Genomic DNA, 25,908 nt, shown 5'->3' with positions numbered 1-25,908 from the left:
CGGCCAGCCGCTCGCCCACGAAGGGCCGCGTCAATCCGAGGATTCCCGGCCTTCTGCGCCTACCGTGGGGTAATGGCCAGGAGCACGCCCACGCCCACGAACGCCCGCGGGTCCGCGAAGGGAACCGCGTCGCGCGCCCGCAAGATCGAACCGGCCCCGAAGCGCTACGTCGACGAGGTCGACAAGCCGCCTGTCGCCGTCCGCGCGTGGCTCGGCTTGGCCCACGTGACCGGGGGGATGTTCCGCGCGTTCGGATTCGAAGACCTCGAGAAGGATCAGCGACGAGACGGATTTCCGTTTCTGCTGGTCCTCTTGGCGGTGGCCGGTGGAATCGTCGAGTGGTTCTTGATCGGCACGGATGCCGGCACCAGCATCAGCGCCTACACCGTGGGCGCGCTCGTCGGGCGCGAGGCGTTCGTCGTCCCCGTGCTGCTGTTCCTTGTGGCCGGCTGGTTGTTCCGGCATCCGCCCTCTGTGCACGACAACGGCCGCATCGGGATCGGTGTCGCGCTGTTCGTCCTCGCGATCGCGGGCTTCTGCCACCTCGCCGGCGGTCGTCCGCAGCCGAAGACCGGCCTGCCGGCCCTCAGCGACGCCGGCGGACTGTTCGGCTGGATGGGAGGAGAGCCGCTCGCGGCGCTACTGACGCCCGTCGGTGCATACATCGTGCTTTCGGTCGTCACGTTCTTCAGCGTTCTCATCATCACCAAGACCCCGCCCGGTCGCATCGGGAGCCGACTCGGCGAACTGTACGCGTGGATGTTCGGCGCCGAGCGCGGGGTCGCTTTCGCGGACGGGACGGTCGGATTCGCTCCGGGGGAACCGGGGGAACCGGGGGCCCATGAACCCGCACTGCCCTGGTGGCGACGCAACAAGACCGGTCGCGAGGAGGACGCCGACGGAGCTCTCGGCTCGGATGATCTGACGGCACTCCTCGACCCCCACGGCGTGGGCGGGTTCGATCAAGCGATCGCGGCGATTCCCGCGCCGCTCCTCGATGCGCCCACGGAGATCATCGACCCGGCGGTCATCGCAAACGCCAAGAAGGCTGCGCGCAGGACCGACACCGCACTCCGCGAAGACAGCGGCGAGATCGTTCTCGATGACGGCGTCCTCCCCGGACTCTCCGCTCTCGGCGACGACCACGACGGGCGACCGCCGATCGCTCCGTACCGGTTGCCGTCAGTGGGTGCGCTCGCGCAGGGCACGCCGCCGAAGGCGCGCTCGGAAGCCAACGATCGCGTGGTGGCGGCGATCATGAGTGTCTTCGAGCAGTTCTCCGTCGATGCGCGGGTGACCGGCTTCTCGCGCGGTCCGACCGTCACGCAGTATGAGATCTCGCTGGGGCTGGGCGTCAAGGTGGAGCGCATCACGGCGCTCACCAACAACATCGCGTATGCCGTTGCCTCGAACGAAGTCCGCATCCTCGCCCCCATCCCCGGCAAGAGCGCGATCGGGGTCGAGATCCCCAATGCCGACCGTGAAATCGTGACGCTCGGAGACGTGCTGCGTTCTCCGGCCGCGGCTGCCCAGACGCACCCCATGACGATCGGGGTCGGCAAGGATGTCGGCGGCGGGTTCGTGACGGCCAACCTCGCCAAGATGCCTCACCTGCTCGTGGCCGGGTCGACCGGCTCGGGCAAATCGAGCTTCGTGAACTCGATGATCACGAGCCTTCTGATGCGCGCGAAGCCGTCGGAAGTGCGGATGGTGCTGATCGACCCCAAACGGGTCGAGCTCACGAACTATGCCGGTGTCCCGCATTTGATCACCCCCATCATCACGAACCCGAAGAAGGCCGCCGAAGCGCTGCAGTGGGTCGTGAAGGAGATGGACATGCGCTACGACGACCTCGCTTCGTTCGGCTTCCGGCATATCGACGATTTCAACCGTGCCGTCGTGGCCGGCGAGATCAATCTTCCCGTCGGCAGCGAAAGAGTGCTCAAGCCGTATCCTTACCTCCTCGTCGTCGTCGACGAGCTCGCCGACCTGATGATGGTGGCGCCCCGCGATGTCGAAGACTCGATCGTCCGGATCACGCAGCTCGCGCGTGCGAGCGGCATCCACCTGGTGCTCGCGACCCAGCGCCCGTCGGTCGACGTCGTGACGGGCCTCATCAAGGCGAACGTCCCGTCGCGTCTCGCATTCGCCGTGACCAGCGTGACCGATTCACGCGTCATCCTCGACCAGCCGGGCGCCGATCGGCTGATCGGACAGGGGGATGGGCTGTTCCTGCCGATGGGCACGTCCAAGGCGATTCGCGTGCAGGGCGCGTGGGTGTCCGAGGGTGAGATCGAGAAGGTCGTCACCCACGTCAAGAACCAGGCGCGTCCCGACTACCGCACGGATGTGGCCGCCGTGGTCGAGAAGAAGGAGGTCGACGCGGACATCGGCGACGATCTCGACCTCCTGCTCGCGGCGGCGGAGCAGATCATCTCGACACAGTTCGGTTCGACGTCGATGCTGCAGCGCAAGCTCCGCGTCGGGTTCGCCAAGGCGGGACGCCTGATGGATCTGCTCGAGTCGCGCGAGATCGTCGGCCCCTCCGAGGGATCGAAGGCGCGTGATGTCCTCGTGACGCCCGATCAGCTGCCCGAGGTGCTCGCGCGCTTGCGCGGGGACGGGCCCGTCGCGGATGTCCGGGCCCCGAGCCCGCCCAAGGGCGGCACGGATGCCGTTGACGCCCAGTTCGACGGCTATGAGGTCGTCGACGGCGGTTCCGGCGACGAAGACGCCTGGGGACTGACAGGCCGGGACTAGGTAGGCTCGACGCGTGGCGATCCCGAGACAGCTCCCCAACGCGATCACGGTCGCACGCATCCTGTGCGCCCCTGTCTTCCTCTGGATGCTGCTCGCCGACGATGGCGCCGGCGGCGCTCTCCGGTGGTGGGCGGCAGTGCTGTTCATCGTCGCGATCGCGACGGACGGGATCGACGGGTACCTCGCTCGTGCGCACCACATCGTCACCGATCTCGGCAAGCTCCTGGACCCGATCGCCGACAAGGTGCTCACCGGGTGCGCTTTCGTCGGGCTGTCGATCCTCGCCGAGCTGCCCTGGTGGGTCACGATCCTCGTGCTGGTGCGCGAGATCGGCATCACCGTGCATCGTCTCCTGGTAGCCAGTACGCATGTCGTCGCGGCGGCGTGGATGGGCAAGCTCAAGACCGTCGCGCAGGCCGTCGCGCTCTCCCTCGCACTGTTGCCTTTCGGAATCGTCGTGGGGGAGTGGATCCACACGGTGAACACCGTCGCGATGTGGATCGCGGTGATCTTGACGATCGCCAGTGGTATCGACTATGTGCTCACTGAGGTGCGGGCCGCTCGGTCACGGGGACGCGTCTCGTGAGCGCGCGTCCGGGGCTGCCCGAGCTGTCCGATGAGCTGGAGAACACTCTCGTCTCCACGAGCCGCCGTACCGAGCCTGAGCGCCTTGTAGACCGCCTGAAGGATCTGGGCTGGACCGTCGCCGTCGCCGAGTCCCTCACCGGGGGACTCGTGACGGCGTCCCTCGTTTCGGTCGCGGGCGCGTCGCAGGTCCTCAGGGGTGGTGTCGTCGCGTACGCCACCGACGTCAAGGAGGGTGTCCTCGGCGTGGATCCCACGCTGCTCGAGGCGCACGGGCCGGTTCATCCGCGCGTCGCAAGACAGATGGCGGAGGGCGTGCGTCGGGTCCTCGGCCGCGACGGCGTGCCGGCGGATGTCGGGATCGCGACGACGGGAATCGCCGGCCCTCTTTCGCCGGATGGACAGCCCGTCGGCACCGTTCATCTCGCCGTCTCGACGCCGTTGGGTTCACGAGTCGAATCGCTGGAGCTCGGTGGGGATCGCGACTCGATCCGCGCCGAGGCTGCCGGTCGCGCCATCCGCTTGGCGCTGGACGCGCTGTGATCCTTGATGTCAGTGGGAATACCGGCTGTGACAACTGGGTTACGTATGAGCGATTCCCAACCATTCCACAGCGCCCGGAGGATATTGTGACCAGCAAGTCCGGTACTGTTGTCCACCCGGGACGCGGAGACACACTCGGAGGAGGGGGCCCGACATGATCCTGGTTCGTCAAGAAATCGGTGAAGTCCTGCGCGACTTCCGCCTGCAGAAGGGGCGCACCCTTCGCCAGGTCGCCGGCCGCGCCAGCGTGGCCCTCGGATATCTGAGCGAGGTCGAGCGCGGTCAGAAGGAAGCGTCGAGCGAGATCCTCGCGTCGGTCGCCGACGCGTTGGACGTGCCTATCTCGATCATCATGCGCGAGGTCGGCGACCGGCTCTCCGTGCTCGAAGGCCTCCAGGTGTTCCCGGATGTCGTGCCGGACGATCTGGCGACGCTCGAGGAAGACCTCATCCACCCCGAACTCTCGTTGCGCTGATGTGCGCCTGAGCGAATTCGGTCGAGCGGTCGCCGACGAGTTCGGCCCGCGCGGGGATTCGCTGGTCGAGGATCTGGCTTTGGCGCCGCTCGGGTACCGAACAGCCGCGCGGGCCTTGAGCGATGGTGTTCCGCCGCGCGATGTGTGGATGGCGCTGTGCGACGCCACGGACGTGTCGCCCGCTCGTCGGCACGGCGTCGGTCTGATCGACGCGAACAAGAACACACTCTGAGGTCGTGACGCGGCGTGTCGCTTTCGTATTTCTGTTCGACGCGCGCGTAGTCTCCTGCACAAGAGGCGTTTGCGAGACGTTCTCCACTGTTCGGACGGGAATCCCGATCGATGTCGGAACCCTTTCGTAGCGTGGACAGCGTCAACGGACATCCCACGTCTTGTCGCTGAATCCGCCCCGTCGGGGCGGAACGCGACAGCCTACAGGCGGCAGAACCACGAGCACGAAGGAGCACGTCATGCCCTCACCCGCAGACCGCGAGAAGGCCCTCGAGTCGGCCCTCGCTCAGATCGACCGTCAGTTCGGAAAGGGCTCGGTCATGCGACTGGGCAGCGATGATCGCGCCCCCGTCGCCGTCATCCCGACCGGCTCCATCGCTCTCGACGTCGCACTCGGCGTCGGCGGCCTGCCCCGCGGGCGCATCATCGAGATCTACGGCCCCGAGTCCTCGGGCAAGACGACGCTCACGCTGCACGCGATCGCCAACGTTCAGAGCGCCGGCGGCATCGCCGCCTTCATCGATGCCGAGCACGCCCTCGACCCCGACTATGCACAGAAGCTCGGCGTCGACATCGATCAGCTTCTCGTCTCCCAGCCCGATACAGGGGAGCAGGCGCTCGAGATCGCCGACATGCTCGTGCGCTCGGGCGCGGTCGATCTCGTCGTCATCGACTCCGTCGCCGCGCTCGTGCCCAAGGCAGAGATCGAGGGTGAGATGGGTGACACCCACGTGGGTCTGCAGGCGCGGCTGATGTCGCAGGCGCTGCGCAAACTCACGGGCGGACTCAACCAGACCAACACGACGATGATCTTCATCAACCAGCTACGCGAGAAGATCGGTGTGTTCTTCGGGTCGCCCGAGACCACCGCAGGTGGCAAGGCACTGAAGTTCTACGCGTCGGTGCGACTGGACATCCGGCGCATCGAGACTCTGAAGGAGGGGACGGATGCTGTCGGCAACCGCACCCGCGTCAAGGTCGTCAAGAACAAGATGGCGCCACCGTTCAAACAGGCCGAGTTCGACATTCTGTACGGCGTCGGGATCTCTCGCGAAGGCAGCTTGATCGACTTCGGCGTTGAGCACGGCATCGTCAAGAAGTCGGGTGCCTGGTACACCTACGATGGTGAGCAGCTCGGCCAGGGTAAAGAGAATGCGCGGAGCTTCCTGCTGAAGAACGTGGATATCGCCGCCGACATCGAAACGAAGATCAAGCAGAAACTCGGCATCGGCCAGCCCAAGGTCGTCGAAGAGCCGGCCGACGATCTGGCTGCCCGCCGTCCCGCGTGATCCGTGACTTTTGACGATCATCTCGCTCCGGTGATTCCCCTGTTCGGCGGGTCGGCTCCGGCCGCGACCCCCGAACAGGGGAGTCCCGGTGAGTTCGAGCCCGGTGCCCCCAGCGATGGCGCGTGGCATACGACGTGGACCGGGCCCGAGGGAGCCGCTGAGTCGCCGGTGGAGCCTGACGAAGCGGAGTATCGCGAGCTCGCCGAGAAACGGTTGATGAAGAAGCTTCGCGTGCGTTCCCTTTCCGAGCGCGAGGCGCGTGCGTTCCTGCGCGAGCACGACGTGTCTCCTGAGGGGATCGAGCACGTCATCGATGCTCTGCTGCGCCACGGGTATCTCGACGACGTCCGGCTGTCGGAGCAGCTGATCTATGCCGGGATCACGCGCAAGGGTCAGGGTCGACAGGCGATCTCCCTTGCTCTGGCGCAGCGCGGCGTTCCTCGAGACGTCGCCGATGCCGCACTGGCCGAACTGGCCGACGACGACGCGGAACGCGCGCTGGAGTTCGCCCGGCAGAAGGCGCGCGCGATGCGTGGCCTCGATCGAGAGGTTGCCGTCCGTCGCCTCGTGGGGCAACTCTCGCGCCGGGGCTACGGCGGATCCGCGCTCAGTGTGGCGCGTCAGGCCCTGTCCGAGCTCGAACGCCCCGCTGCACGGGGCGTTCGATTCGACTGAAGGTTCCCCGGTCCCCACCCGTTCGATGCCTCGTAGAATGAGGGCATCATGACTTCGCCGTCCGCCGCCCCCACACTCATCGCGCCGTCGTCCGCCGCCACCGCCGCCGACGGAAACCCCCGCACCTACGAGGTGCGTACGTTCGGCTGCCAGATGAACGTGCACGACTCGGAACGGCTCGCGGGCTCGATGGAGAGCGCGGGCTACGTGCGCGCCGATGCCGGTGCCGAAGCCGATGTCGTCGTCATCAACACGTGCGCCGTCCGCGACAATGCCGCCGGGAAGCTCTACGGCACGCTCGGCTATCTCAAGAGCCGCAAGGACCAGCGTGCGGGCATGCAGATCGCGGTCGGCGGGTGCCTGGCGCAGATGGACAAGGATGCCGTCCTTGTCAAGGCACCGTGGGTCGATGTTGTCTTCGGCACGCACAACATGGGGTCCTTGCCGCGTCTGCTGGAGCGCGCGCGTCACAACGGCGACGCTGAGCTGGAGATCCTCGAATCGCTCGACGTGTTCCCTTCGACCCTGCCGACCAAGCGCGAATCGGTCTACAGCGGCTGGGTGTCGATCTCGGTGGGGTGCAACAACACCTGCACGTTCTGCATCGTGCCGAGCCTGCGCGGCAAAGAGAAGGACCGCCGCCCCGGCGACATCCTCAGCGAGATCAAACTGCTCGTGGACGACGGCGCGATCGAGGTCACGCTTCTCGGACAGAACGTCAACAGCTACGGCGTGGAGTTCGGCGATCGGCACGCGTTCGGAAAGCTGCTGCGCGCGGCGGGGGAGATCTCGGGCCTCGAGCGCATCCGATTCACCAGTCCGCACCCGGCCGCCTTCACCGATGACGTGATCGAGGCGATGGCCGAGACGCCGCAGGTCATGCCACAGCTGCACATGCCGCTGCAGTCGGGCTCTGACCGCATCCTCAAGGCGATGCGGCGGTCCTACCGGAGCGAGCGCTTCCTGGGAATCCTCGACCGCGTCCGAGAGCGCATCCCGAACGCCGCGATCTCCACCGACATCATCGTCGGATTCCCGGGCGAGACCGACGAAGACTTCGAAGATACATTGCGGGTCGTGGAGCAGGCGCGCTTCGCGAGCGCGTTCACCTTTCAGTACTCCATCCGGGAGGGCACACCGGCAGCCATCATGCCGGACCAGGTCCCGAAGGCGATCGTTCAGGAGCGATTCGAGCGTCTCGCCGCCCTGCAGGACCGCATCAGCCTCGAGGAGAACCTGAAACAGGTGGGGCGTGAGGTTCGGGTGCTGGTATCGACGGGCGAGGGCAAGAAGGATGCCGCTACTCACCGTCTGACCGGCCGCGCTGAAGACAATCGCCTTGTGCATTTCGAGCTGCCGGCATCGAGCGCGCGTCCCCGACCCGGAGACATCGTGTCGGTGACCATCACGCACGCTGCGCCGTTCCATCTGCTCGCCGACAGCACTGACGGTGCGCCTCTGCGCGTCCGCCGAACGAGTGCGGGCGATGCCTGGGACCGCACACAGGCCGAGTCCTGCGGCGTTCCCGCCTCGCCGGCCGGTGACGGTTCCGCGCGGGCGGTAGGCCTCGGCATCCCCGCGCTTCGCGTCGCAGGACCTTGAGCGAGTCGGACGCACGTCGACACGTTTGTCGTCTGTGGGTCGTGGTCGGGGCCACAGGCACCGGCAAGACTGACGTGTCCCTGAGGCTCGCGGAGGCGCTGATTGCGCGCGGTCGTCCGGCGGAGATCGTCAACGCCGATGCCATGCAGCTGTACCGGGGTATGGACATCGGGACGGCGAAGCTGCCGCTCGCTGACCGCCGCGGCATTCCGCACCACCTCTTCGACGAGCTCGAGGTCACGGAGGAGGCGGCAGTCGCCTGGTACCAGCGCGAGGCGCGGCACGCGATCGAGGGGATCCTTGAGCGCGGCGGCGACGCGATCCTGGTCGGAGGTTCCGGACTGTACGTTTCCAGCGTCATCTACGATTTCCGCTTCCCTCCGCGTGACGACGACGTGCGCGCGCGGCTTGAGTCCGCGCTCGAGCGCGACGGTGTCGACGCCATGCACTCCCGTCTCCGGAGCCTCGATCCCGCTGCCGCGGAGCGGATCGATCCTCGTAACGTCCGCCGAGTGCTCCGCGCGCTCGAGGTGCTCGGTCAAGGGGAGTCCACGCACGGGGCCGCGCTGCCGAGCGCGCCCGTCCTGTGGCACGTACCGACGACGCTGATCGGTGTCCATCTGGGGCGCGCGGAGCTCGTCGCGAAACTGGACGAGCGCGTCGAGCGGATGTGGGAGCGGGGCTTGCTCGAGGAGGTGCGCCGTCTGCGTGTCCGTGGGCTCGAGGAGGGCACCACCGCTCCACGCGCGATCGGCTACGCTCAGGCACTCGCCCAACTCGATGGGGGACTACCCGAGTCACAGGCGATCGCCGAGACGCAGGCGCTGACGCGCCGCTACGCGCGCCGGCAAGTGTCGTGGTTTCGCCGCTACGCCGACGTGCGGTGGACCGATCCGGGGGCAGACGCAGGCGTCCTGGCGGAATCGCCGGCCTGATGACAGACAGACGCCCGCGTCGTAGCGCCGCTCTAAACTGAGGGCATGGCGCAGACCATCGCATTCACCAAGGGCCAGGGCACGGGCAATGACTTCGTCATCGTGCCCGACCCCGACGGTGCGCTCGATTTGACCGACGACCAGGTCGCGGCGCTGTGCGATCGGCGTTTCGGCATCGGTGGTGACGGGATTCTGCGGGTGGTTCGCTCCGACGCTTTGCGGGAGGGTGCCGCGACGCCCGGCGCCGAGTGGTTCATGGACTACCGCAACGCCGACGGGTCTGCGGCGGAGATGTGCGGCAACGGCATCCGCGTGTTCGCCCGCTACCTCGTCAGCTCCGGGCTGCTGCAGCTCGACGGCGACGCGGAGGTCCGGATCGGCACCCGCGCGGGGGTCAGGACGCTCACGCGCTCCGAGCACGGCTTCGAGGTCGACCTCGGCGTGTGGCGCCCGGACGACGCGGAGGTCCTCGTGCGTGCGAAGGGGCTGGCGGTCGCGCGACCCGGGCAGGGCATCGATGTCGGCAATCCCCATGTCGTCGTGGCCCTCTCCAGCGTCGCCGAGCTCGACGGGCTCGATCTGACGGTGCTGCCCGCGCTCGATCCCCCACCGGCGGTCGGCGCGAACGTGGAGTTCGTCGTCCCCGCCGATCCGCTCGTGCAGGCCGGGGTCGGCTCGATCCGGATGCGGGTGTTCGAACGCGGCGTCGGCGAGACGCTCTCGTGCGGTACCGGGGTGGCGGCGGCGGCGCTCGCCGTCCGTCACTGGGCCGGCGCGGGGGCCCCGGATCGCTGGACGGTCGGTATCCCGGGCGGTCGGCTGAGCGTGCGCGTCGTCGCTCACGCCGACGGCGAGCACGTGCTGCTTTCGGGCCCGGCATCCCTCGCTTTCTCCGGCGAGATCACACTGGCCTGAGAGCGCCCGGTCAGGTCGGGCTGACGGTGTCCCTGAGGGGTGTGCCGCGCCGACGCACCTTGAGCACCCGGAAGCCGCGGCCGGTCGAGGACCTGCTCACGACGTACCCGTGTTCGAACGTCGCCGCCAGCCACCGCTGCAGAGAGTCGGAGCCGAGGTTGCGCTGAACGACCAACCACGCGTCGCTTCGCTCATCCAATCGCGGGATCCACGTCTCGAGCATGCTGTGCAGTTCGTTCTTCCCGACCCGAATCGGCGGATTGGAGTGGATCGTCCGGAACATCACGTCGCTCGGAACTTCGCCGGGCAGGACCGCGTGGACGTTCGACAGGCCCCACTCCTGAGCATTGCGGCGGACGAGGTCCAGCGCACGCTCGTTGACATCGACGGCCCAGACGGTCGCGTGCGGAGACGCGATCGCGAGGCTCAAAGCGATCGGGCCCCATCCGCAGCCCAGGTCGAGCAGGTGCCCCCCGGGCGGGGGCGGGGGAGTGTTCGCCAAGAGCACCGACGTCCCCGCGTCGACGTGATCTGGACTGAAGATCCCGCCCGCAGTCGTGACCTCAGCGGTGCGCCCGGCAAGGCTCACCCGGATGCGGCGGAGGTTTTCGGCGCTGGACGGGGAGGCGGTGAAGTAGTGGTCGCTCCCCATCCTGTGAGCGTACCGGTCCTGGCGGGCGTGCGGGAGGTAGACTGCAGGGCTGACCGCGAAAGGACTGCATGATCGATACGACACCCGCCGAGAGCGCCGACGGGACCCCGACGGATCCGGTGGAGCGTGTTCTCGCCCATGCAGAGTCGCGTTCAGGACTGCGCGTGTTCGGCGCAGCCCAAGCGCTGCAGGATCAGTCCACTGTTTCGTATGGGGACACCGATGGCGAGCAATGGGACCGTGAGGAGCGTGCTGCGCTTCGCCGCGTTCCGGGGTTGTCCACCGAGCTGGAAGACGTCTCCGAGGTCGAGTACCGGCAGCTGCGGCTCGAAAACGTCGTGCTCGTCGGTGTGTACCCGCAGGGGTCGCAGATCGATGCCGAGAACTCGATCCGCGAGCTCGCTGCGCTCGCCGAGACCGCGGGCGCCGTGGTCCTCGACGGCGTGCTGCAGCGGCGTCCGCATCCGGATCCGGCCACCTACATCGGGCGCGGCAAGGCCGCAGAACTCCGCGACCTGGTCGCTGCGGTCGGCGCCGACACCGTGATCGCGGACGCGGAGCTCGCTCCCAGCCAGCGCCGCGCGCTCGAGGACGTCGTGAAAGTGAAGGTCATCGATCGGACGACCGTCATCCTCGATATCTTCAGTCAGCACGCCAAGAGCCGCGAGGGCAAGGCCCAGGTCGAACTCGCCCAGCTCGAGTACCTGCTCCCGCGCCTGCGTGGGTGGGGCGAATCGATGAGCCGCCAGGCGGGCGGTCAGGTCGGCGCCGGCGGTGCGGGCATGGGTTCGCGGGGTCCGGGTGAGACGAAGATCGAACTGGATCGGCGCCGCATCCGCACGAAGATGGCGCAGCTGCGCAGACAACTGCGCGACTTCGCTCCGGCGCGCGACGCCAAGCGCTCTGAGCGCAGGCGCAACACGATCCCGTCGGTCGCGATCGTCGGATACACCAACGCAGGAAAGTCGAGTCTGCTGAACCGCCTGACGAGTGCCGGAGTGCTCGTGGAGAACGCGCTGTTCGCGACCCTCGATGCGACGGTTCGTCGCGCTGAGGCCGCTGATGGCCGCGTGTACACGCTCACGGACACGGTCGGATTCGTCCGCAACCTTCCCCACCAGCTCGTGGAGGCGTTCCGCTCGACTCTGGAAGAGGTCGGCCAGGCGGACGTGCTCGTGCACGTCGTCGATGGCTCGCACCCGGATCCGGCCGCGCAGCTGGCCACGGTCCGCGATGTCATGGGAGACGTCGGCGCGCGTTCGATCCGCGAGATCGTCGTGTTCAACAAGGCTGATCTCATGGATGCCGACGATCGGCTTGTGCTGCGCGGTCTCGAGCCGGATGCCCTGTTCGTCTCGTCACGAACGGGCGAAGGGATCGACGAACTCCGAGCCGCCATCGAGCGGGCGCTGCCCCTGCCGGCTGTCGAGGTCCGCGCGCTCGTCCCCTACGATCGAGGCGACCTGGTCAGCGCTGTGCACGAGAGTGGCCACATCATCTCGACCTCGCACGAGGAGGGTGGCACCGCCGTTCACGCGCACGTCGGGGAGCGTCTCGCCGCCGAGCTCGCGCCCTACTCGCGCTGACGGGTGAGCTCGAGGGAAGCGACTCCAGGGGTTTCGAAGCCGAAGACCTGGCCGAGAAAGGCCAGTTCGCTCTCGAGCGCATGCACGATCGTCTCGGCTCTTCGGAACCCGTGACCTTCCCCCTCATAGAGCACGAAGGCATGAGGCACGCCTCGGGCCGAAAGCGCATCGCGAATGACCTCGGCCTGCGCGGGCGGGACGACGGCATCCTCCGCACCCTGGAGGATGAGCAGCGGCACACGGAAGCCTTCCGGTCTGCTGAGCGGCGATCGGGCCCGGTATACCGCGTCAGACTCCGGCAGCGGTCCGATCAGGCCGTCGAGGTAGTGTGCCTCGAAGTCGTGGGTGTCCGCGGCCAGCGCGCGGGCGTCACCGACTCCGTAGCGTGAGATCCCCGCGCCGAACACATCGGTTCCGACCAGGGCGGCGAGCACCGTCCACCCGCCGGCCGAACCGCCCTCGATCGCGACACGAGCGGGGTCCGCGCGGCCTTCGGCGGCCAGTCCCGCTGCGGCGGACGCCACATCCTCGACGTCGACGATTCCCCACTGTCCGCGCAGTCGTTCCCGGTAGGCGCGGCCGTACCCGCTGGACCCTCCGTAGTTGACGTCGAGCACGCCGATCCCGCGGCTCGTGAAGAAGGCCGTCTTGCTGTCGGCCACGCCAGCGACGTGTGCCGTCGGCCCGCCGTGGACGAGCACGACGTAGGGTGGCCGCTCGCCCTCCGGAGCCCGCACGTGCGGATGGGTGGGCGGATAGTCGAACGCGTGCACCGGCCCGTGCGCGCCGTCGAAGCTGACGGCGCGACTGGTCGGCAGGTAGGGCAGGATTTCCGAAGGCGGGGGCTCGCCGACGACCTGGTGGGCTGAGCCCGAGGCCTCGATGAGCCAGAGCCCGCTCGTTCCCGGCGCCGAGCCCGACACGAGGACCCGCTTCCCGTCGGTGGATTCGATGTTGAGCCTCGATCGCGCCGGCAGATCGACCGGTATGACCTCACCGTGCGCCGAGATTCGTACGAGCGCGTCGTCGCCGTCGGTGCGCACAGCGACGGCCGCACCGTCGTCGAGGGCTGCGTGCCACCGCGCACCGAGCATCCAGAGCGGTCCTCCGGTGTCGGCGTCGGCGGGAGCGAGCTGCGTCCGGGGGAGGCCCGCGTCGAGCCGCACCTGCCACAGATTCCACCGTCCGGTCGTGTCATCGAGGTAGCGCAGGTCATCGTCGCTGATCCACTCCGGTTGGAGCGCCGCCGATTCTCCCGAGGTGACTGTCGTCCACTCTGAGACGGTGCCGTTCTCGATGCGGCCGACGCGCAGTTCGGTGGCGTCCCACGGCATGTGCGGGTGATCCCATGCGACCCACGCGAGGCGGTCACCGCCGGGGGAGAGAGCGGGCTGAGCGACGAATGCGCTATCGCTGACGAGCTCCGTGACGACGAGGTCCCCCTCGGTGCCGATCGCCACGATCGCGCGCGACGGTCTCGGCCCATGGCCGTGGCGTTCCTGCACAGCGAGGAGCGTCCCGCCTTGCCAGCGCAGTCCTCCATAGCGGACGTCGGGATCGGCGGGCGTGAGTGCGTGCGGAGCCGCGCCGGGTCGCAGCATCCACACACGCTGATCGGACCACGCGACGAAGAACAGATCGCCGTTCTCGGTGGCGACCCAGGAACCGCCACCGTACTCGTGCACGCGCGAGCGCGCGTTCCACGGTGCGGGCAGCATCTCATCGATCCGGCCGTCCGGCCGCCGCCGCCGCACGGTCGTGCGTCCGCCCTCATCGGGAACCGATGCGCCCCACCACACCTCGTCGGCGACGAGTGCTCCGCCCTCCAGGCGGGGCGCGGCCTTCGCCGCCCAGGCTGCGGTCAGCGGGGAGGGCCAAGAGCCGAAGGGGAGGACGGGGACCATTGCACCACGGTACGCTCCGCTCGCTGCGGGGTCACATCGCGTCACAGGAGTGCGGTCGCGTCGCGGGGGTCGTAGAGTGGTGGCATCGACGCTCGGATCCCGCGACAGGGGTTCGGGCAGCCCGTCGGCTTCACGCCCGGGCAGGAGCGACAGCCGAGCCCGGCACCCGCCCGTGATGACACGCCATCGTGCGCGTGTCCGCGGCCGCCGGCCCATCTGATCCCCTGACCGAAAGCGCGCCATGCCCCCCGAGACCCCTGCACCCGCGGTGCCATTCTCGTTCGAGATCTATCCGCCACGTCATCCCGACGGGATGCCGGCGCTGCACGAAACGATCCAGCACCTCGCGGCCGCCGGCCCGCAGTTCATCTCGGTGACCTTCGGCGCGGGGGGATCGACGACGGATCGTTCGCTCGAGGTGCTCACGCACATTCTGCACACGACGGATGTCCCGCCACTCGCCCACCTCACGTGCGTCGGATCGACGTATGCCGACGCGACGCGGCTGATCCGCACATTCCTGGATGCCGGAATCACACGTTTCCTCGCTCTGCGCGGTGACCCTCCGGTCGGTGCCGCCGACGGCGAGCCCGATCTCGGCGACCTCCAGACCTCGGCTGAGCTCATCGAGCTCATCGGACGCGTGCACGCTGAGAGCGCGGCAGACCGCGAACGCGGCGTTTCCGCGGCGCCGGGAGCGGCGGGCGCCGGCGAGCCGGCCACGGTCGAGGTGTCGGCCGCGGCGTTTCCGAACGGTCATCCGCGATCTCGTCACCGCTACGAGGACATCGATGCCCTGTTGGCGAAACAGGAGGCCGGGGCGCGATCGGCGATCACACAGCTCTTCTTCCGAGCCGGGGAGTATCTCGACTTCGTCGCGCGTGCTCGCGCGGCCGGTGTCACGATCCCCATCCTTCCCGGGATCATGCCAGTCACGTCCCCGTCGCGCTTGCGGCGCGTCTTGGAGCTCACGGGAGACCCCCGGCCGGACGCCTTCGCCGACGCGCTCGAGCACGCACCGGATGCCGCTGCCGCCCGCAGGATCGGCATCTCCCACGCGGCCGCACTCGCGAGAGACGTGGTCGATGGGGGTGCCCCCGGCATCCACCTGTACGCCTTCAACAACCACGACACGGTACTCGCGGTCCTCCGCGACGCCGGCCTTGCCCCGCACCTCACGACTCAGGAGATCTCCGCATGACTGTCGCATTTCCCGCCGGCACGATTCTCGGCTACCCACGCATCGGACGGCGCCGTGAGCTCAAACGCGCCGTCGAGCAGTTCTGGGCCGGGGCGGTCGAAGAGCCCGCGCTCGAGGCGATCGCGGCGGATCTGAGACGCGCGACCCGCGAACGCCTGGCGTCGCTCGGCCTGGGCCAGACGGATTCGTCGATACCCGAGTCGTTCTCCTACTACGATCAGGTGCTCGACGCGACACTGGCCGTGGGTGCGCTTCCGGCGAGGTTCGCGTCCCTACGTTGCGCGGACGGATCAATTCCGCTCGAGGCATACTTCGCGGCGGCTCGCGGTGCGGGTGAGGCGGCGCCGCTCGAGATGACGAAGTGGTTCGACACCAACTACCACTACCTGGTTCCTGAGATCGGCCCCGAGACGGCATTCGCGCTGTCAACCGACCGATTCTCTCGACAGGTCGCGGAAGCGAAGGCGGACGGATTCACGGTCCGTCCGGTGCTCGTCGGTCCGGTGACCCTGCTCGCGCTGGCGAAGCCCACCGACGAGGCCCCGACGGGTTTTCGCCCGCTCGATCGGCTCGAGGACCTTCTCCCGGTGTACTGCGAGTTGATCGGGGCGCTCCGTGCGTCCGGTGCCGAGTGGGTGCAGCTGGACGAGCACGCCCTCGTGAGCGAGAGCCTCGATGTGGATGCCGGCGCCCTCTCGGCGGCGGCCGCGCGCGCGTATGCCGTGCTGGGCGCGGCCAGCGACCGGCCCGCGATCCTCGTCGCAGCAGGTTACGGTGCGCTGTCCGACGACGCGTGGCGCGCGCTGGCCGCGGCGCCCGTGGAGGCCCTTGCGATCGATCTCCATCGCGGGGAAGTGCCGGCCGGGGCCCCGGGCGTGGAAACGAAGACGATCGTCGGCGGCGTGATCGACGGGCGCAATGTCTGGCGCGGCGACCTGGTCGGCGCGGCCGACCGTCTTGCTCAGCTCGAGTCGATCGGCGCGGCTTCGGTCGCCGCCGGGACGTCGGCATCGCTGCAGCACGTGCCGCACGACACGGCCGACGAGACGAAGCTCGACCCACGGTTGCTGTCGTGGCTCGCCTTCGCCGATCAGAAGGTCGCCCAGGTCGCCACCCTCGCGCGCGGCCTCGTGGAGGGCCGCGCCGCGATCGCCGACGAGCTCGATGCCGCGACCGCAGCGCTGGCGGCGCGCACGACGGCTGCGGGCGTGCGCGACGGAGAGGTGCGCTCGCGTGTCGCCCGTCTCTCCGCCGCGGACGCCGATCGAGGCGACCTGGCGACACGCGAGCGGGCGCAGGAGTCGCTCGGACTCCCCCTCTTGCCGACGACCACGATCGGGTCGTTTCCGCAGACTGCGGAGATCCGCCGGGCGCGGGCGCAGCACGGGCGCGGAGAGCTGACCACCTCCGCATACGAAGGATTCCTGCGTGAGGAGATCTCGCGCGTCGTGGCGCTGCAGGAGGATCTCGGACTCGACGTTCTCGTGCACGGCGAGGCCGAGCGCAACGACATGGTGCAGTACTTCGCCGAGAACCTCGACGGATTCGCCGTCACCGAGCAGGGCTGGGTGCAGTCCTACGGCTCGCGGGCGACCCGCCCGTCGATCCTGTGGGGTGACGTGTCCCGACCCGCGCCCATCACGGTGGACTGGGCGCGGTTCGCTCAGTCGCTGTCCGACAAGCATGTCAAGGGCATGCTCACCGGTCCCGTCACGATCCTTGCGTGGTCATTCGTTCGTGACGACCAGCCTCTGGGTGAGACCGCAGACCAGGTCGCGCTCGCGTTGCGCGACGAGATCGCCGATCTGGAGAAGGCAGGCATCCGGATCATCCAGGTCGACGAGCCCGCGCTCCGGGAGCTCCTTCCGCTGCGCACGGCCGACCAGGCTGCTTATCTCGACTGGTCGGTCCGCGCCTTCCGCATCGCCACTTCGGGTGCGGCGCCGTCGACACAGGTGCACACGCACCTGTGCTACTCCGAGTTCGGAGTGGTCATCGAGGCGATCGCGGCGTTGGATGCCGATGTCACCTCGATCGAGGCCGCGCGCAGTCGCGGTGAAGTGATCGGCGATATTGCGGCATCCGGCTTCGCCGCCGGGATCGGCCCGGGCGTCTACGACATCCACTCGCCGCGGGTGCCCGCCGTCGCCGAGATCGAGGCGCTCCTGCGTCGCGCGGCTGATGAGCTTCCGCTGCGCCAGATCTGGGTCAATCCGGATTGCGGCTTGAAGACCCGCGGATACGACGAGACAGTGACCTCGCTCCGCCATCTCGTCGAAGCGAGTCGCAATGTTCGTCAGGAGGTCATCGCTTAGCGCCGACGACCTCCGCCGGTCGTCGCTGGCGCAGAGGTTGCCGCCTGCGGCCGGCCCCGGTTCAGACTGCCCGCAGGACCGCGACGACGCGACCCAGGACCACTGCATCGTCTCCAAGGATCGGCTCGAACGCCGTGTTGCGTGGCAGCAGCCAGGTGTGTCCGTCACGCTGCCGGAAGGTCTTCACCGTCGCCTCGCCGTCGAGCATGGCCGCGACGATCTCGCCGTTGTCGGCCGTCGGCTGCGAGCGGACGACAACCCAATCGCCGTCGCAGATCGCGGCGTCGATCATCGACTCGCCACTGACCTTGAGCATGAACAGATCACCCTTGCCGACGAGCTGGCGGGGGAGGGGGAAGATCTCCTCGACCTGCTGGTCGGCGGTGATCGGCACGCCGGCCGCGATCCGGCCGACCAGCGGCACCATCGCGGCATCGGCGACCGGCGGCGCCTCATCGGCGGGATTCTCGGTCGCGCTCCCGGGCAGGTCGATCAGGACCTCCATGGCGCGCGTCTTGCCGGGGTCCCGTCGCAGGTATCCGCTCAGCTCGAGCTGATTGAGCTGATGGGTCACGCTCGACAGCGACTTGAGCCCTACGGCGTCGCCGATCTCACGCATGCTCGGCGGGTATCCGTGTCGCGCGATCGAGCGCTGGATGACCTCGAGGATCGCGAGCTGCTTCTCGCTCAGGCTCTTGCGCCGGCGGGTCTGTGGTTTCTCGCGGGAAGCTCCGGTGCCGTCCATGTCGCGCTCCTTCTCTAGCGGCTTGCTGCAACGGCCCATCTCGCTCCGGAAAAGACATCGTCTTCGAATGTCGGAGGTCGGTGATGGGGTGTTGCTATCGAAACCGTATCCGGTATCGCCGATCTCGTCCGGCAAGCGTTCGCGTGTCGTCTTCGATTCATCTGCGAACCGAACGAACTTGACATGAAGACATCATCGAAGATAGCTTCGGAAGAGAGGTTCGCATCCTGCTCTCCCGGCCGAGAGCGTGGATGCGAATCTCTCCACTCATCCGACACATCGAACCGAGGAGCAGACATGACCGCCATCAACGTGACCGCATTCGGCGCACCGTCGACTCACGAGCATTCGACGCGCTTGCGCCTGACCGTCCGCGGCCGTCGGGTTCTGGCCCTCCTCGCCGCGTTGCCGGCTGTCGTCTCACTCGTGGTCGCGATCGTCTCGGGCGGTGGCGCGCTCGCCTCGCGTGAGGGCAGCGCTCCGCTGGGCACGTTCGATCAGCTCACCGTTGCGCCCGGTGACACGCTGTGGTCGATCGCCGAATCGGTGGCTCCCGGTGCGGACCCGCGTGACGTGGTCGACGCGATCGTCCGGCTCAATGCGCTCGACTCGGGTTTGCTCGAGGCGGGCCAGATGATCAGCATCCCGCTCGAGTATTCCGCCGGCGAGTGAGCATAAGGCTCGCACCCGCGCCGTAGCATGGTGACGTGGCTGTGCGTCTGGATGACCTTCCCCTCCGCGACGATCTGCGAGGACTGACACCGTATGGTGCTCCGCAGGCGACGGTTCCGGTGGCACTCAACGTCAACGAGAACACCCATCCGGTCCCCGAAGCGGTGGCCGACGACATCCTGGATGGCCTCGCACACGCACTGCGCGAGATCAACCGTTACCCGGATCGTGAGTTCACGGTGCTGCGAGAGGGCTTCGCTGAGTATCTCGGTCACGGTCTGACCCGCGAGCAGATCTGGGCGGCGAACGGTTCCAACGAGGTTCTTCAGCATCTGCTGCAGGCGTTCGCCGGACCCGGACGCACCGCGTTCGGGTTCGCGCCGACGTATTCGATGTACCCGCTGCTGACGCGTGCCACGGGTGCGTCTTATGTGGCCGGCACGCGGGAAGCGGATTTCACGCTGGATGCCTCCGACGCGGCACAGCAGATCGACTCTGCGGATCCGGATGTCGTGTTCCTCTGCGCCCCGAACAACCCGACCGGTACCCCCCTGCGCCTCGACGTGATCGAGGCGGTCTATGAGGCCAGTCGGGGCATGGTCATCGTGGACGAGGCATACCAGGAGTTCGCGCCGCGCGACGAGAGGTCGGCGCTGACACTGCTTCCGGGTCGCGAGCGTCTCGTCGTGTCGCGCACGATGAGCAAGGCGTTCGCGTTCGCCGGGGCGCGCGTGGGATACCTGGCCGCCGACCCCGCCGTGATCGACGCGCTGCGGCTCGTGAGACTTCCTTACCACATGAGCGCGTTGACCCAGGCGGCGGCCTCGGCGGCGCTTCGACACGCCCCCGCAATGCTGAGCATGGTCGACGACATCGTTTCTCAGCGTGATCGAATCTCCGCCACGCTCTCCGCGCTCGGGTACGAGCCCCACGTGAGCTGGACCAACTTCGTCTGCTTCGGGGGCGTTGACGATCCCGCAGCGACCTGGCAGGGCCTCTACGACCGCGGGATCCTGATTCGAGACGTGGGACTCCCACACAGTCTGCGTGTCACGGCGGGGACCGAATCGGAGTCGACGGCGTTCCTCGACGCTCTGGCATCGCTCCGGGCATGATGACTCGCGCGTCTCGCTAGAGTGGGGCCATGAGCAACCCCGCGCCGCGTACCGCGTCGATCCGGCGCGCGACGAGTGAATCGACGGTCGAGTTGGATCTCGACCTGGACGGCACCGGCCAGAGCCGCATCGACACATCGGTGCCCTTTTTCGACCACCTGCTGACGGCATTCGCGAAGCACTCGTTGACGGATCTGACCGTGCGCGCCTCCGGAGACACCGACATCGACGCCCACCACACGGTCGAGGACGTATCGATCGTGCTCGGGCAGGCAATCCACCGGGCTCTCGGCGACAAGGCCGGAATCTCGCGCTACGGCGACGCGCTCGTCCCTCTCGATGAGGCCCTGGTCCAAGCCGTCGTCGACATCAGCGGACGCCCGTATCTCGTTCATGACGGCGAGCCGGCGGGTTTCGAGACGCACCTCATCGGCGGACACTTCACCGGCTCGCTCGTGAGGCACACGTTCGAGGCGATTGCCTTTCAGGGTGCGCTGACCGTGCACGTCCGTGTGCTCGGCGGCCGCGATCCGCACCACATCGCCGAAGCCGAGTACAAGGCCTTCGCCCGCGCTTTTCGCGGGGCTAAGACGCTGGATCCGCTGGTCCACGGCATCCCCAGCACGAAGGGCGCTCTGTGACGGAGTCCGCGCGTCCGCTGGTCGCGGTCCTGGACTATGGCTCCGGCAACGTCCATTCGGCCGTCACCGCGCTCGTCGCGGCCGGTGCCGACGCGCGGCTGACCGCCGACCGTGGTCTGATCCAGGATGCCGCGGGCCTCGTCGTGCCGGGCGTCGGCGCCTTCCGGGCCGTCATGACCGCGCTGCGTGTCAGCCGTGGCGATGAGCTCATCGAGCGCCGCCTCGCCGGTGGTCGTCCTGTCCTGGGAATCTGCGTGGGCATGCAGGTGCTGTTCGGCCGCGGGGTCGAGCGTGGCGTCGACACCGAGGGAATGGGGCAGTGGCCGGGCGTCGTGACCGAACTGGACGCGCCGGTGCTCCCGCATATGGGGTGGAACACGGTTCGGGCGGGGGAAGGATCGATTCTCTTCCGCGGCATCGAGAACGAGCGGTTCTATTTCGTGCACTCGTTCGGGGCGCGGCAGTGGAACCTCGATGTCATCCGGCCGTTCCGGCCGCCGGTGCTGACCTGGTGTGACTACGGAGCACCGTTCCTCGCCGCCGTCGAGAACGGTCCGCTGACCGCAACGCAGTTCCACCCGGAGAAAAGCGGCGACGCCGGCATCCGCCTCCTGGGCAACTGGATGTCGTCCCTTCCGCAGACGGGGTAGTCTCTCTCACTGTGCATTCCGCGCTCGCGCGCCGGACGACCCCCACTTGGAGCCATGAACGATTTCGCGTCCACCCCTGAATTGATCCTGCTGCCGGCCGTCGATGTCGCCGATGGGAAGGCCGTCCGCCTCACTCAGGGTGCGGCGGGCACCGAGACCAGCTATGGCGACCCGGTTGACGCGGCGTTGACCTGGGCGCGCGATGGCGCCCAATGGGTGCATCTGGTCGACCTCGATGCGGCGTTCGGCCGAGGCAGCAACAGTGGTGTGCTGCGCCGAGTCATCAAGCAGCTCAAGGGCGTGCGGGTCGAGCTTTCCGGCGGCATCCGTGACGACGCCACGCTGGAGGCGGCGCTGGAGTCGGGCGCGGCGCGCATCAACCTCGGCACCGCCGCGCTGGAGAACCCCGAGTGGGCTGCCGACGTCATCGGGCGCTATGGCGAAGCGATCGCGGTCGGTCTCGACGTGCGCGGCACGACTCTCGCGGCGCGCGGGTGGACACGCGACGGCGGCGACCTCTGGCATGTCCTGGATCGCCTCGAAGACGCCGGTTGCAGCCGTTACGTCGTGACCGACGTCACGAAGGACGGCACACTGCGCGGGCCGAATCTCGAGTTGCTCCGCGACATCACGTCCCGCACCACCAAGCCGGTCGTCGCATCCGGCGGCATTTCGAGCCTGGATGACATCGCTGCGCTCCGCGAGCTCGTGCCCCTCGGCGTCGAGGGTGCGATCGTCGGCAAGGCGCTCTACACGGGCGCGTTCACACTCGCCGAGGCGCTGGATGTCGCCGGCGACTGACTCCGCAGCGGACTCCGCTGGAGTTCCCTGGGATGGGCGTCGCTTCGACTCCAACCCCCACGCCGGCGATGACGGTTCGGCTGACCCGGCACTGCAGGCGGCGATGATCGAGTTCCGACGGCGGACGGGTTCGGCGTCCGCGATCGTCACGGCGTATCGCGAAGCACGACTGCTGATCCCGCTCGTCGCCGACAGGGGTCACGAGGGGATCGGACCCACGGGCCTGCGCGTCGACAAGACACAGGATCTGTCGATCGTCACGGTCGCCGCTCCCGATGGTCGGCGCGTCCTGCCGGTGTTCACGTCGGTCGCCGCGATGTCGATGTGGGATCCTCGGGCTCGCCCCGTTCCTGCCGACGGTGTGCGTACGGCATTGGCGGCGACGGCCGACGACACGGACCTCATCGTCATCGATCCCGGCACCGACAACGAATTCGTCCTGCGTCGACCGGCGGTCTGGGCCATCGCGCAGGGACTCCCGTGGGAGCCCGCGCACGAATCACCTGCCGTGTTCACCGGCTTGCAGCAGAGCATCGGCGGTGAACTCGCCGTTCTCGATCTGTCTGTCTCCTCCGGCGATCCGGACGGGCGTCTGCGCGGACCCGAGCTGATCGTGCGGCTTCAGCTGGTCGAAGGCCTCGACGACACGCAACTCGACGCCGTCTTGCACCGCCTCGCGACGCGCTGGGCGGCCGATGACCGTATCGCCGTGCTGGTGGACTCTCTGACGGTCAAGCTCGTCCGCTGAGCCCCGTCAGGTGACCGGACCGGTCCACTTCTCGCCCGGGCCTTTGCCGATGGCGTCGGGAATCACCGACGCTTCGCGGAACGCCAGCTGCACAGAACGGAGCCCGTCGCGCAGCGACCGCGCGTGCATGTCGCTGATCTCCGGCGCTGCGGCGGTGATGAGGCCCGCGAGCGAGTTGATGAGTTTGCGGGCTTCGTCGAGGTCTTGTTGGTTCGCCGGGTCGTCGGCGAGCCCGACCTTCACGGCCGAGGCGCTGAGGAGGTGTACCGCGGCCGCCGTGATCACCTCGACCGCCGGAACGTCGGCGATGTCGCGAGATGCCGCGGACGCGGCGCGCTCCTGTTCCTCCCACCGTGCGATGCGCTCGGCATCCTGGGGACTGTTCGTCTGGTCGCCTGGGGCGGGGTTCGTGGCCACGTGTCGCTCTCTGCTAGACTCAGCGGGCACCGGAGTGTTCTACTCCGGATCGAAAGAGGATCACATCCCACCCGCGCTTGCCGCTCCAGGCTACCGGGTCACGCACTCCGCCTCGTCCGCGAGGCCGTCCAGAACATCGGATGCGGGTGCAAGAACTGCGAAGCCGGCGCGTGCGTCGTGCGGGGTGGACGTGATGCTCTTCCGCCCGAGACGCACTCCTGTGCGTCCGGTGGCAGCCACCCCACGAAGAGGAGTTCCGCACATCAGCGATCCCCGCACCAACGACCGCATCCGCGTCCCCGAGGTTCGCCTCGTCGGACCCGCCGGTGAGCAGGTCGGCGTCGTCCGTATCGAGGTCGCGCTGCGCCTGGCTCAGGAAGCCGACCTCGACCTGGTCGAGGTCGCTCCGGACTCGAAGCCCCCTGTCGTGAAGATCATGGACTACGGGAAGTTCAAGTACGAAGCCGCGCAGAAGGCGAAGGAAGCGCGCCGCAATCAGGCGAACACGATCCTCAAAGAGGTCCGCTTCCGCCTGAAGATCGACAACCACGACTACGAAACCAAGCGCAAGCGCGCGGAGGGCTTTCTCAAGACGGGAGACAAGGTCAAGGCCATGATCCTCTTCCGTGGTCGAGAGCAGTCGCGTCCCGACCAGGGCGTGCGCCTGTTGCGCAAGTTCGCCGAGGATGTCGCCGAGTTCGGCACCGTCGAGTCCAACCCCACCATCGACGGGCGCAACATGGTCATGGTGATCGCCCCGCACAAGAACAAGTCCGAAGTCAAGACTGAGCAGAACGCCCAACGCACGGCCCACCGCGAGGCCGCACGCCAGGCTCGGACGGGCTCGGACTCGGACGCCCCGGCCACCGCATCCGCCCCCGCGGAGTAGGGCCTCACAGACTCCGGTCCGCCCGGAACCACAACGAAGGAAGAAACATGCCGAAGCAGAAGACCCACTCAGGTGCCAAGAAGCGATTCAAGGTCACCGGCAGCGGAAAGCTCATGAAGCAGCAGGCCGGAATGCGGCACAACCTCGAGGGCAAGTCGTCGCGTCGCACGCGTCGCCTCAACCAAGAGCAGGTTCTTGCTCCCGGTGACGTCAAGCAGGCCAAGAAGCTCCTCGGTCGCTGAGCGCCGACGCACGTTAGGAAGAAGAAGAAATGGCTAGAGTCAAGCGGGCCGTAAACGCCCACAAGAAGCGTCGCGTCACTCTGGAGCGCGCCGCCGGTTACCGGGGTCAGCGTTCGCGTCTGTATCGCAAGGCGAAGGAGCAGGTCACCCACTCGCTCGTCTACTCGTACCGCGACCGTCGCAAGCGCAAGGGTGATTTCCGCCGCCTGTGGATCCAGCGCATCAACGCTGCGAGTCGTCAGAACGGCATGACCTACAACCGGTTCATCCAGGGTCTCGGCCTGGCCGGTGTGCAGGTCGACCGCCGCATGCTGGCAGAGCTCGCCGTCAACGAGCCGGCCGCGTTCGCGTCGCTCGTCGCGACCGCCAAGGCGGCGCTGCCGGCTGACGTCAACGCGCCTCGCGTCTGAACCGATACAACGCACCCGCCTCACGGGCGTCTTCCGCTCGGAAGCCGCCCGTGAGGCGCGTAACGGGGCAAGCCGCCCCCGCGCCCGTATGCTGAGAGCGTGCTCGAGAACCCGCGTTCCCCCCGCGTGCGCGCCGTCGCGAAGCTGACCAAACGCAGCGCTCGCCAAGAAACGGGACTCTTCCTCCTGGAAGGTCCGCAAGCAGCGCGAGAAGCGGTGGCCTTTCGCCCTGACACCGTCGTCGAGCTGTTCGCGACGCCGACGGCGATGGAACGGCATCCGGACCTTCGCGACGCCGCGCGCGATGCGGGCATCGAGGTCGTGTTCACGACCGAGGCCGTGCTCGACGCGATGGCCGACACGGTCACTCCCCAGGGCATCGTCGCGGTCGCGCGCCAGGCGCTCACGTCGCTGCGCGAGGTGTTCGCCGCGGCGCCCAAGCTCATCGCGATCTGCGAAGAAGTGCGTGATCCGGGCAACCTCGGCACGATCATCCGTGCCGCGGATGCCGCGGGTGCGGACGCCGTGGTGCTGACCGGGCGAACAGTCGACCCGTACAACCCGAAGGTCGTGCGCGCCACCACGGGGTCGCTGTTCCATGTGCCGGTTGCGATGAGCGCGGACCTCGCCGAGACGATCGCGCGGGCACGGGCCTCGGGGTTGCAAGTGATCGCGGCCGACGTCGGGGGAGATGACTTCCTGGCCCGCCGAGACGTGCTGCGCGAACCCACCGCGTGGTTGTTCGGCAACGAGGCGCGTGGACTCGAGGACGAAGCTCTGGCGCTGGTCGACGTGTCGCTGCGCCTGCCGATCTACGGACGGGCGGAGTCGCTGAACCTCGCGACGGCGGCCAGCGTGTGCTTGTACGAGTCCGCCTTCGCACAGCGTTCCGAGGGATGACGGATTGTTC

General features: G+C 68.1%; 27 protein-coding genes. 23 read left to right on the top strand and 4 right to left on the bottom strand.

Annotation, left to right across the window (positions count from 1 at the left end; genetic code table 11):
• The first annotated feature begins 72 nt into the window (after positions 1-72).
• From QZV81_RS06810 to dapF, 10 genes are all read left to right on the top strand, one after another.
• Positions 73-2,760, top strand: a complete 2,688-nt coding sequence (locus QZV81_RS06810; protein ID WP_292834727.1) for a DNA translocase FtsK — start codon at positions 73-75, stop codon at positions 2,758-2,760.
• A 13-nt stretch (positions 2,761-2,773) separates the two neighbouring features.
• Positions 2,774-3,346, top strand: a complete 573-nt coding sequence (pgsA, locus tag QZV81_RS06805) for a CDP-diacylglycerol--glycerol-3-phosphate 3-phosphatidyltransferase (RefSeq protein ID WP_292834724.1) — start codon at positions 2,774-2,776, stop codon at positions 3,344-3,346.
• The gene (locus tag QZV81_RS06800) at positions 3,343-3,888 is read left to right on the top strand and encodes a CinA family protein (protein WP_292834721.1); all 546 of its coding nucleotides are present in this window, start codon (positions 3,343-3,345) and stop codon (positions 3,886-3,888) included. Before pgsA ends, QZV81_RS06800 begins: the two co-directional genes overlap by 4 nt.
• Positions 3,889-4,042: 154 nt before the next feature.
• Positions 4,043-4,363, top strand: a complete 321-nt coding sequence (locus QZV81_RS06795) for a helix-turn-helix transcriptional regulator (protein WP_292834718.1) — start codon at positions 4,043-4,045, stop codon at positions 4,361-4,363.
• 1 nt (position 4,364) lies between these two features.
• Entirely contained in the window at positions 4,365-4,595 is a 231-nt protein-coding gene (locus QZV81_RS06790) for a DUF3046 domain-containing protein (RefSeq protein WP_292834715.1), read from the top strand.
• A 238-nt stretch (positions 4,596-4,833) separates the two neighbouring features.
• Positions 4,834-5,883, top strand: coding sequence for a recombinase RecA (gene recA, locus QZV81_RS06785; protein WP_292834712.1), 1,050 nt, complete (start codon positions 4,834-4,836; stop codon positions 5,881-5,883).
• 3 nt (positions 5,884-5,886) lie between these two features.
• Positions 5,887-6,558, top strand: coding sequence for a regulatory protein RecX (locus QZV81_RS06780; RefSeq protein WP_292834709.1), 672 nt, complete (start codon positions 5,887-5,889; stop codon positions 6,556-6,558).
• A gap of 48 nt (positions 6,559-6,606) precedes the next feature.
• Positions 6,607-8,160, top strand: coding sequence for a tRNA (N6-isopentenyl adenosine(37)-C2)-methylthiotransferase MiaB (miaB, locus tag QZV81_RS06775; protein ID WP_292834706.1), 1,554 nt, complete (start codon positions 6,607-6,609; stop codon positions 8,158-8,160).
• Between the two features lie 74 nt (positions 8,161-8,234).
• The gene (gene miaA / locus QZV81_RS06770; protein ID WP_363331609.1) at positions 8,235-9,095 is read left to right on the top strand and encodes a tRNA (adenosine(37)-N6)-dimethylallyltransferase MiaA; all 861 of its coding nucleotides are present in this window, start codon (positions 8,235-8,237) and stop codon (positions 9,093-9,095) included.
• Between the two features lie 45 nt (positions 9,096-9,140).
• On the top strand, positions 9,141-10,010 hold the full coding sequence (gene dapF / locus QZV81_RS06765; RefSeq protein ID WP_292834700.1) for a diaminopimelate epimerase: 870 nt from the start codon (positions 9,141-9,143) through the stop codon (positions 10,008-10,010).
• A gap of 10 nt (positions 10,011-10,020) precedes the next feature.
• On the opposite strand, the gene QZV81_RS06760 is transcribed toward dapF, so the two are convergent.
• Positions 10,021-10,662: a methyltransferase gene (locus QZV81_RS06760; protein WP_292834697.1), complete on the bottom strand. Its 642-nt coding sequence runs from the start codon at positions 10,660-10,662 to the stop codon at positions 10,021-10,023.
• Between the two features lie 68 nt (positions 10,663-10,730).
• On the opposite strand from QZV81_RS06760, the gene hflX reads away from it, so the two are divergent.
• Positions 10,731-12,248, top strand: coding sequence for a GTPase HflX (gene hflX, locus QZV81_RS06755; protein ID WP_292834694.1), 1,518 nt, complete (start codon positions 10,731-10,733; stop codon positions 12,246-12,248).
• Here hflX and QZV81_RS06750 read toward each other — a convergent pair.
• Positions 12,236-14,152 (bottom strand): prolyl oligopeptidase family serine peptidase, encoded by a 1,917-nt coding sequence (locus tag QZV81_RS06750; protein ID WP_292834691.1) that lies wholly within the window; start codon positions 14,150-14,152, stop codon positions 12,236-12,238. The genes hflX and QZV81_RS06750 overlap by 13 nt on opposite strands.
• A gap of 241 nt (positions 14,153-14,393) precedes the next feature.
• On the opposite strand from QZV81_RS06750, the gene QZV81_RS06745 reads away from it, so the two are divergent.
• Positions 14,394-15,353 (top strand): methylenetetrahydrofolate reductase, encoded by a 960-nt coding sequence (locus QZV81_RS06745; RefSeq protein ID WP_292834688.1) that lies wholly within the window; start codon positions 14,394-14,396, stop codon positions 15,351-15,353.
• Positions 15,350-17,668 (top strand): 5-methyltetrahydropteroyltriglutamate--homocysteine S-methyltransferase, encoded by a 2,319-nt coding sequence (gene metE, locus QZV81_RS06740; protein WP_292834686.1) that lies wholly within the window; start codon positions 15,350-15,352, stop codon positions 17,666-17,668. The genes QZV81_RS06745 and metE overlap by 4 nt, the downstream gene beginning before the upstream one ends.
• 61 nt (positions 17,669-17,729) lie before the next feature.
• Here the strand turns inward: metE and lexA are convergent, their stop codons facing one another.
• Positions 17,730-18,413 carry a transcriptional repressor LexA gene (gene lexA / locus QZV81_RS06735; protein ID WP_292834684.1) on the bottom strand — a complete coding sequence of 228 codons (684 nt, stop codon included), beginning with the start codon at positions 18,411-18,413 and terminating at the stop codon, positions 17,730-17,732.
• 297 nt (positions 18,414-18,710) lie between these two features.
• On the opposite strand from lexA, the gene QZV81_RS06730 reads away from it, so the two are divergent.
• From QZV81_RS06730 to QZV81_RS06705, 6 genes are read left to right on the top strand one after another with little or no spacing between them, the layout of a single operon-like run.
• Positions 18,711-19,085: a LysM peptidoglycan-binding domain-containing protein gene (locus tag QZV81_RS06730; RefSeq protein WP_292834682.1), complete on the top strand. Its 375-nt coding sequence runs from the start codon at positions 18,711-18,713 to the stop codon at positions 19,083-19,085.
• 35 nt (positions 19,086-19,120) lie between these two features.
• A complete protein-coding gene (locus QZV81_RS06725) occupies positions 19,121-20,200 on the top strand; it encodes a histidinol-phosphate transaminase (RefSeq protein ID WP_292834680.1) in 1,080 nt (359 codons plus the stop codon).
• 29 nt (positions 20,201-20,229) lie between these two features.
• Complete coding sequence (hisB, locus tag QZV81_RS06720; protein WP_292834677.1) at positions 20,230-20,841, top strand: imidazoleglycerol-phosphate dehydratase HisB; 612 nt, start codon at positions 20,230-20,232, stop codon at positions 20,839-20,841.
• The gene (gene hisH, locus QZV81_RS06715; protein WP_292834674.1) at positions 20,838-21,491 is read left to right on the top strand and encodes an imidazole glycerol phosphate synthase subunit HisH; all 654 of its coding nucleotides are present in this window, start codon (positions 20,838-20,840) and stop codon (positions 21,489-21,491) included. The genes hisB and hisH overlap by 4 nt, the downstream gene beginning before the upstream one ends.
• A gap of 54 nt (positions 21,492-21,545) precedes the next feature.
• Positions 21,546-22,292 (top strand): bifunctional 1-(5-phosphoribosyl)-5-((5-phosphoribosylamino)methylideneamino)imidazole-4-carboxamide isomerase/phosphoribosylanthranilate isomerase PriA, encoded by a 747-nt coding sequence (gene priA, locus QZV81_RS06710; protein WP_292834671.1) that lies wholly within the window; start codon positions 21,546-21,548, stop codon positions 22,290-22,292.
• Complete coding sequence (locus QZV81_RS06705) at positions 22,276-23,040, top strand: SseB family protein (protein ID WP_292834668.1); 765 nt, start codon at positions 22,276-22,278, stop codon at positions 23,038-23,040. The genes priA and QZV81_RS06705 overlap by 17 nt, the downstream gene beginning before the upstream one ends.
• 6 nt (positions 23,041-23,046) lie before the next feature.
• Here QZV81_RS06705 and QZV81_RS06700 read toward each other — a convergent pair whose 3' ends face one another.
• Positions 23,047-23,400 (bottom strand): DUF1844 domain-containing protein, encoded by a 354-nt coding sequence (locus tag QZV81_RS06700; RefSeq protein ID WP_292834823.1) that lies wholly within the window; start codon positions 23,398-23,400, stop codon positions 23,047-23,049.
• Between the two features lie 286 nt (positions 23,401-23,686).
• On the opposite strand from QZV81_RS06700, the gene infC reads away from it, so the two are divergent.
• The 4 genes from infC (at position 23,687) to QZV81_RS06680 (ending at position 25,898) form a co-directional block, all read left to right on the top strand.
• On the top strand, positions 23,687-24,346 hold the full coding sequence (infC, locus tag QZV81_RS06695) for a translation initiation factor IF-3 (protein ID WP_292834665.1): 660 nt from the start codon (positions 23,687-23,689) through the stop codon (positions 24,344-24,346).
• Between the two features lie 47 nt (positions 24,347-24,393).
• On the top strand, positions 24,394-24,588 hold the full coding sequence (gene rpmI, locus QZV81_RS06690; RefSeq protein ID WP_292834662.1) for a 50S ribosomal protein L35: 195 nt from the start codon (positions 24,394-24,396) through the stop codon (positions 24,586-24,588).
• 29 nt (positions 24,589-24,617) lie between these two features.
• Positions 24,618-24,998: a 50S ribosomal protein L20 gene (gene rplT / locus QZV81_RS06685; RefSeq protein ID WP_292834659.1), complete on the top strand. Its 381-nt coding sequence runs from the start codon at positions 24,618-24,620 to the stop codon at positions 24,996-24,998.
• A 99-nt stretch (positions 24,999-25,097) separates the two neighbouring features.
• Positions 25,098-25,898 carry an RNA methyltransferase gene (locus tag QZV81_RS06680; RefSeq protein WP_292834656.1) on the top strand — a complete coding sequence of 267 codons (801 nt, stop codon included), beginning with the start codon at positions 25,098-25,100 and terminating at the stop codon, positions 25,896-25,898.
• Positions 25,899-25,908: the final 10 nt, after the last annotated feature.

Source organism: Microbacterium sp. (assembly GCF_011620665.1).
In the GTDB taxonomy this organism is placed as follows: domain Bacteria; phylum Actinomycetota; class Actinomycetes; order Actinomycetales; family Microbacteriaceae; genus Microbacterium.
The sequence above is the reverse complement of the archived record's forward strand: the minus strand, read 5'-3'. Positions and strand labels throughout refer to the sequence as shown.

What these genes read in the sequence shown, in the direction of transcription:
- hflX (WP_292834694.1), top strand. Translation starts at nt 10,731, where the DNA reads ATGATCGATACGACACCCGCCGAGAGCGCCGACGGGACCCCGACGGAT.
- metE (WP_292834686.1), top strand. Translation starts at nt 15,350, where the DNA reads ATGACTGTCGCATTTCCCGCCGGCACGATTCTCGGCTACCCACGCATC.
- rpmI (WP_292834662.1), top strand. Translation starts at nt 24,394, where the DNA reads ATGCCGAAGCAGAAGACCCACTCAGGTGCCAAGAAGCGATTCAAGGTC.
- QZV81_RS06810 (WP_292834727.1), top strand. Translation starts at nt 73, where the DNA reads ATGGCCAGGAGCACGCCCACGCCCACGAACGCCCGCGGGTCCGCGAAG.
- QZV81_RS06730 (WP_292834682.1), top strand. Translation starts at nt 18,711, where the DNA reads ATGACCGCCATCAACGTGACCGCATTCGGCGCACCGTCGACTCACGAG.
- recA (WP_292834712.1), top strand. Translation starts at nt 4,834, where the DNA reads ATGCCCTCACCCGCAGACCGCGAGAAGGCCCTCGAGTCGGCCCTCGCT.
- lexA (WP_292834684.1), bottom strand. Translation starts at nt 18,413, where the DNA reads ATGGACGGCACCGGAGCTTCCCGCGAGAAACCACAGACCCGCCGGCGC.
- hisB (WP_292834677.1), top strand. Translation starts at nt 20,230, where the DNA reads ATGAGCAACCCCGCGCCGCGTACCGCGTCGATCCGGCGCGCGACGAGT.
- QZV81_RS06745 (WP_292834688.1), top strand. Translation starts at nt 14,394, where the DNA reads ATGCCCCCCGAGACCCCTGCACCCGCGGTGCCATTCTCGTTCGAGATC.
- rplT (WP_292834659.1), top strand. Translation starts at nt 24,618, where the DNA reads ATGGCTAGAGTCAAGCGGGCCGTAAACGCCCACAAGAAGCGTCGCGTC.
- QZV81_RS06760 (WP_292834697.1), bottom strand. Translation starts at nt 10,662, where the DNA reads ATGGGGAGCGACCACTACTTCACCGCCTCCCCGTCCAGCGCCGAAAAC.
- QZV81_RS06750 (WP_292834691.1), bottom strand. Translation starts at nt 14,152, where the DNA reads ATGGTCCCCGTCCTCCCCTTCGGCTCTTGGCCCTCCCCGCTGACCGCA.
- dapF (WP_292834700.1), top strand. Translation starts at nt 9,141, where the DNA reads ATGGCGCAGACCATCGCATTCACCAAGGGCCAGGGCACGGGCAATGAC.
- QZV81_RS06795 (WP_292834718.1), top strand. Translation starts at nt 4,043, where the DNA reads ATGATCCTGGTTCGTCAAGAAATCGGTGAAGTCCTGCGCGACTTCCGC.
- miaB (WP_292834706.1), top strand. Translation starts at nt 6,607, where the DNA reads ATGACTTCGCCGTCCGCCGCCCCCACACTCATCGCGCCGTCGTCCGCC.
- priA (WP_292834671.1), top strand. Translation starts at nt 21,546, where the DNA reads ATGAACGATTTCGCGTCCACCCCTGAATTGATCCTGCTGCCGGCCGTC.
- QZV81_RS06705 (WP_292834668.1), top strand. Translation starts at nt 22,276, where the DNA reads ATGTCGCCGGCGACTGACTCCGCAGCGGACTCCGCTGGAGTTCCCTGG.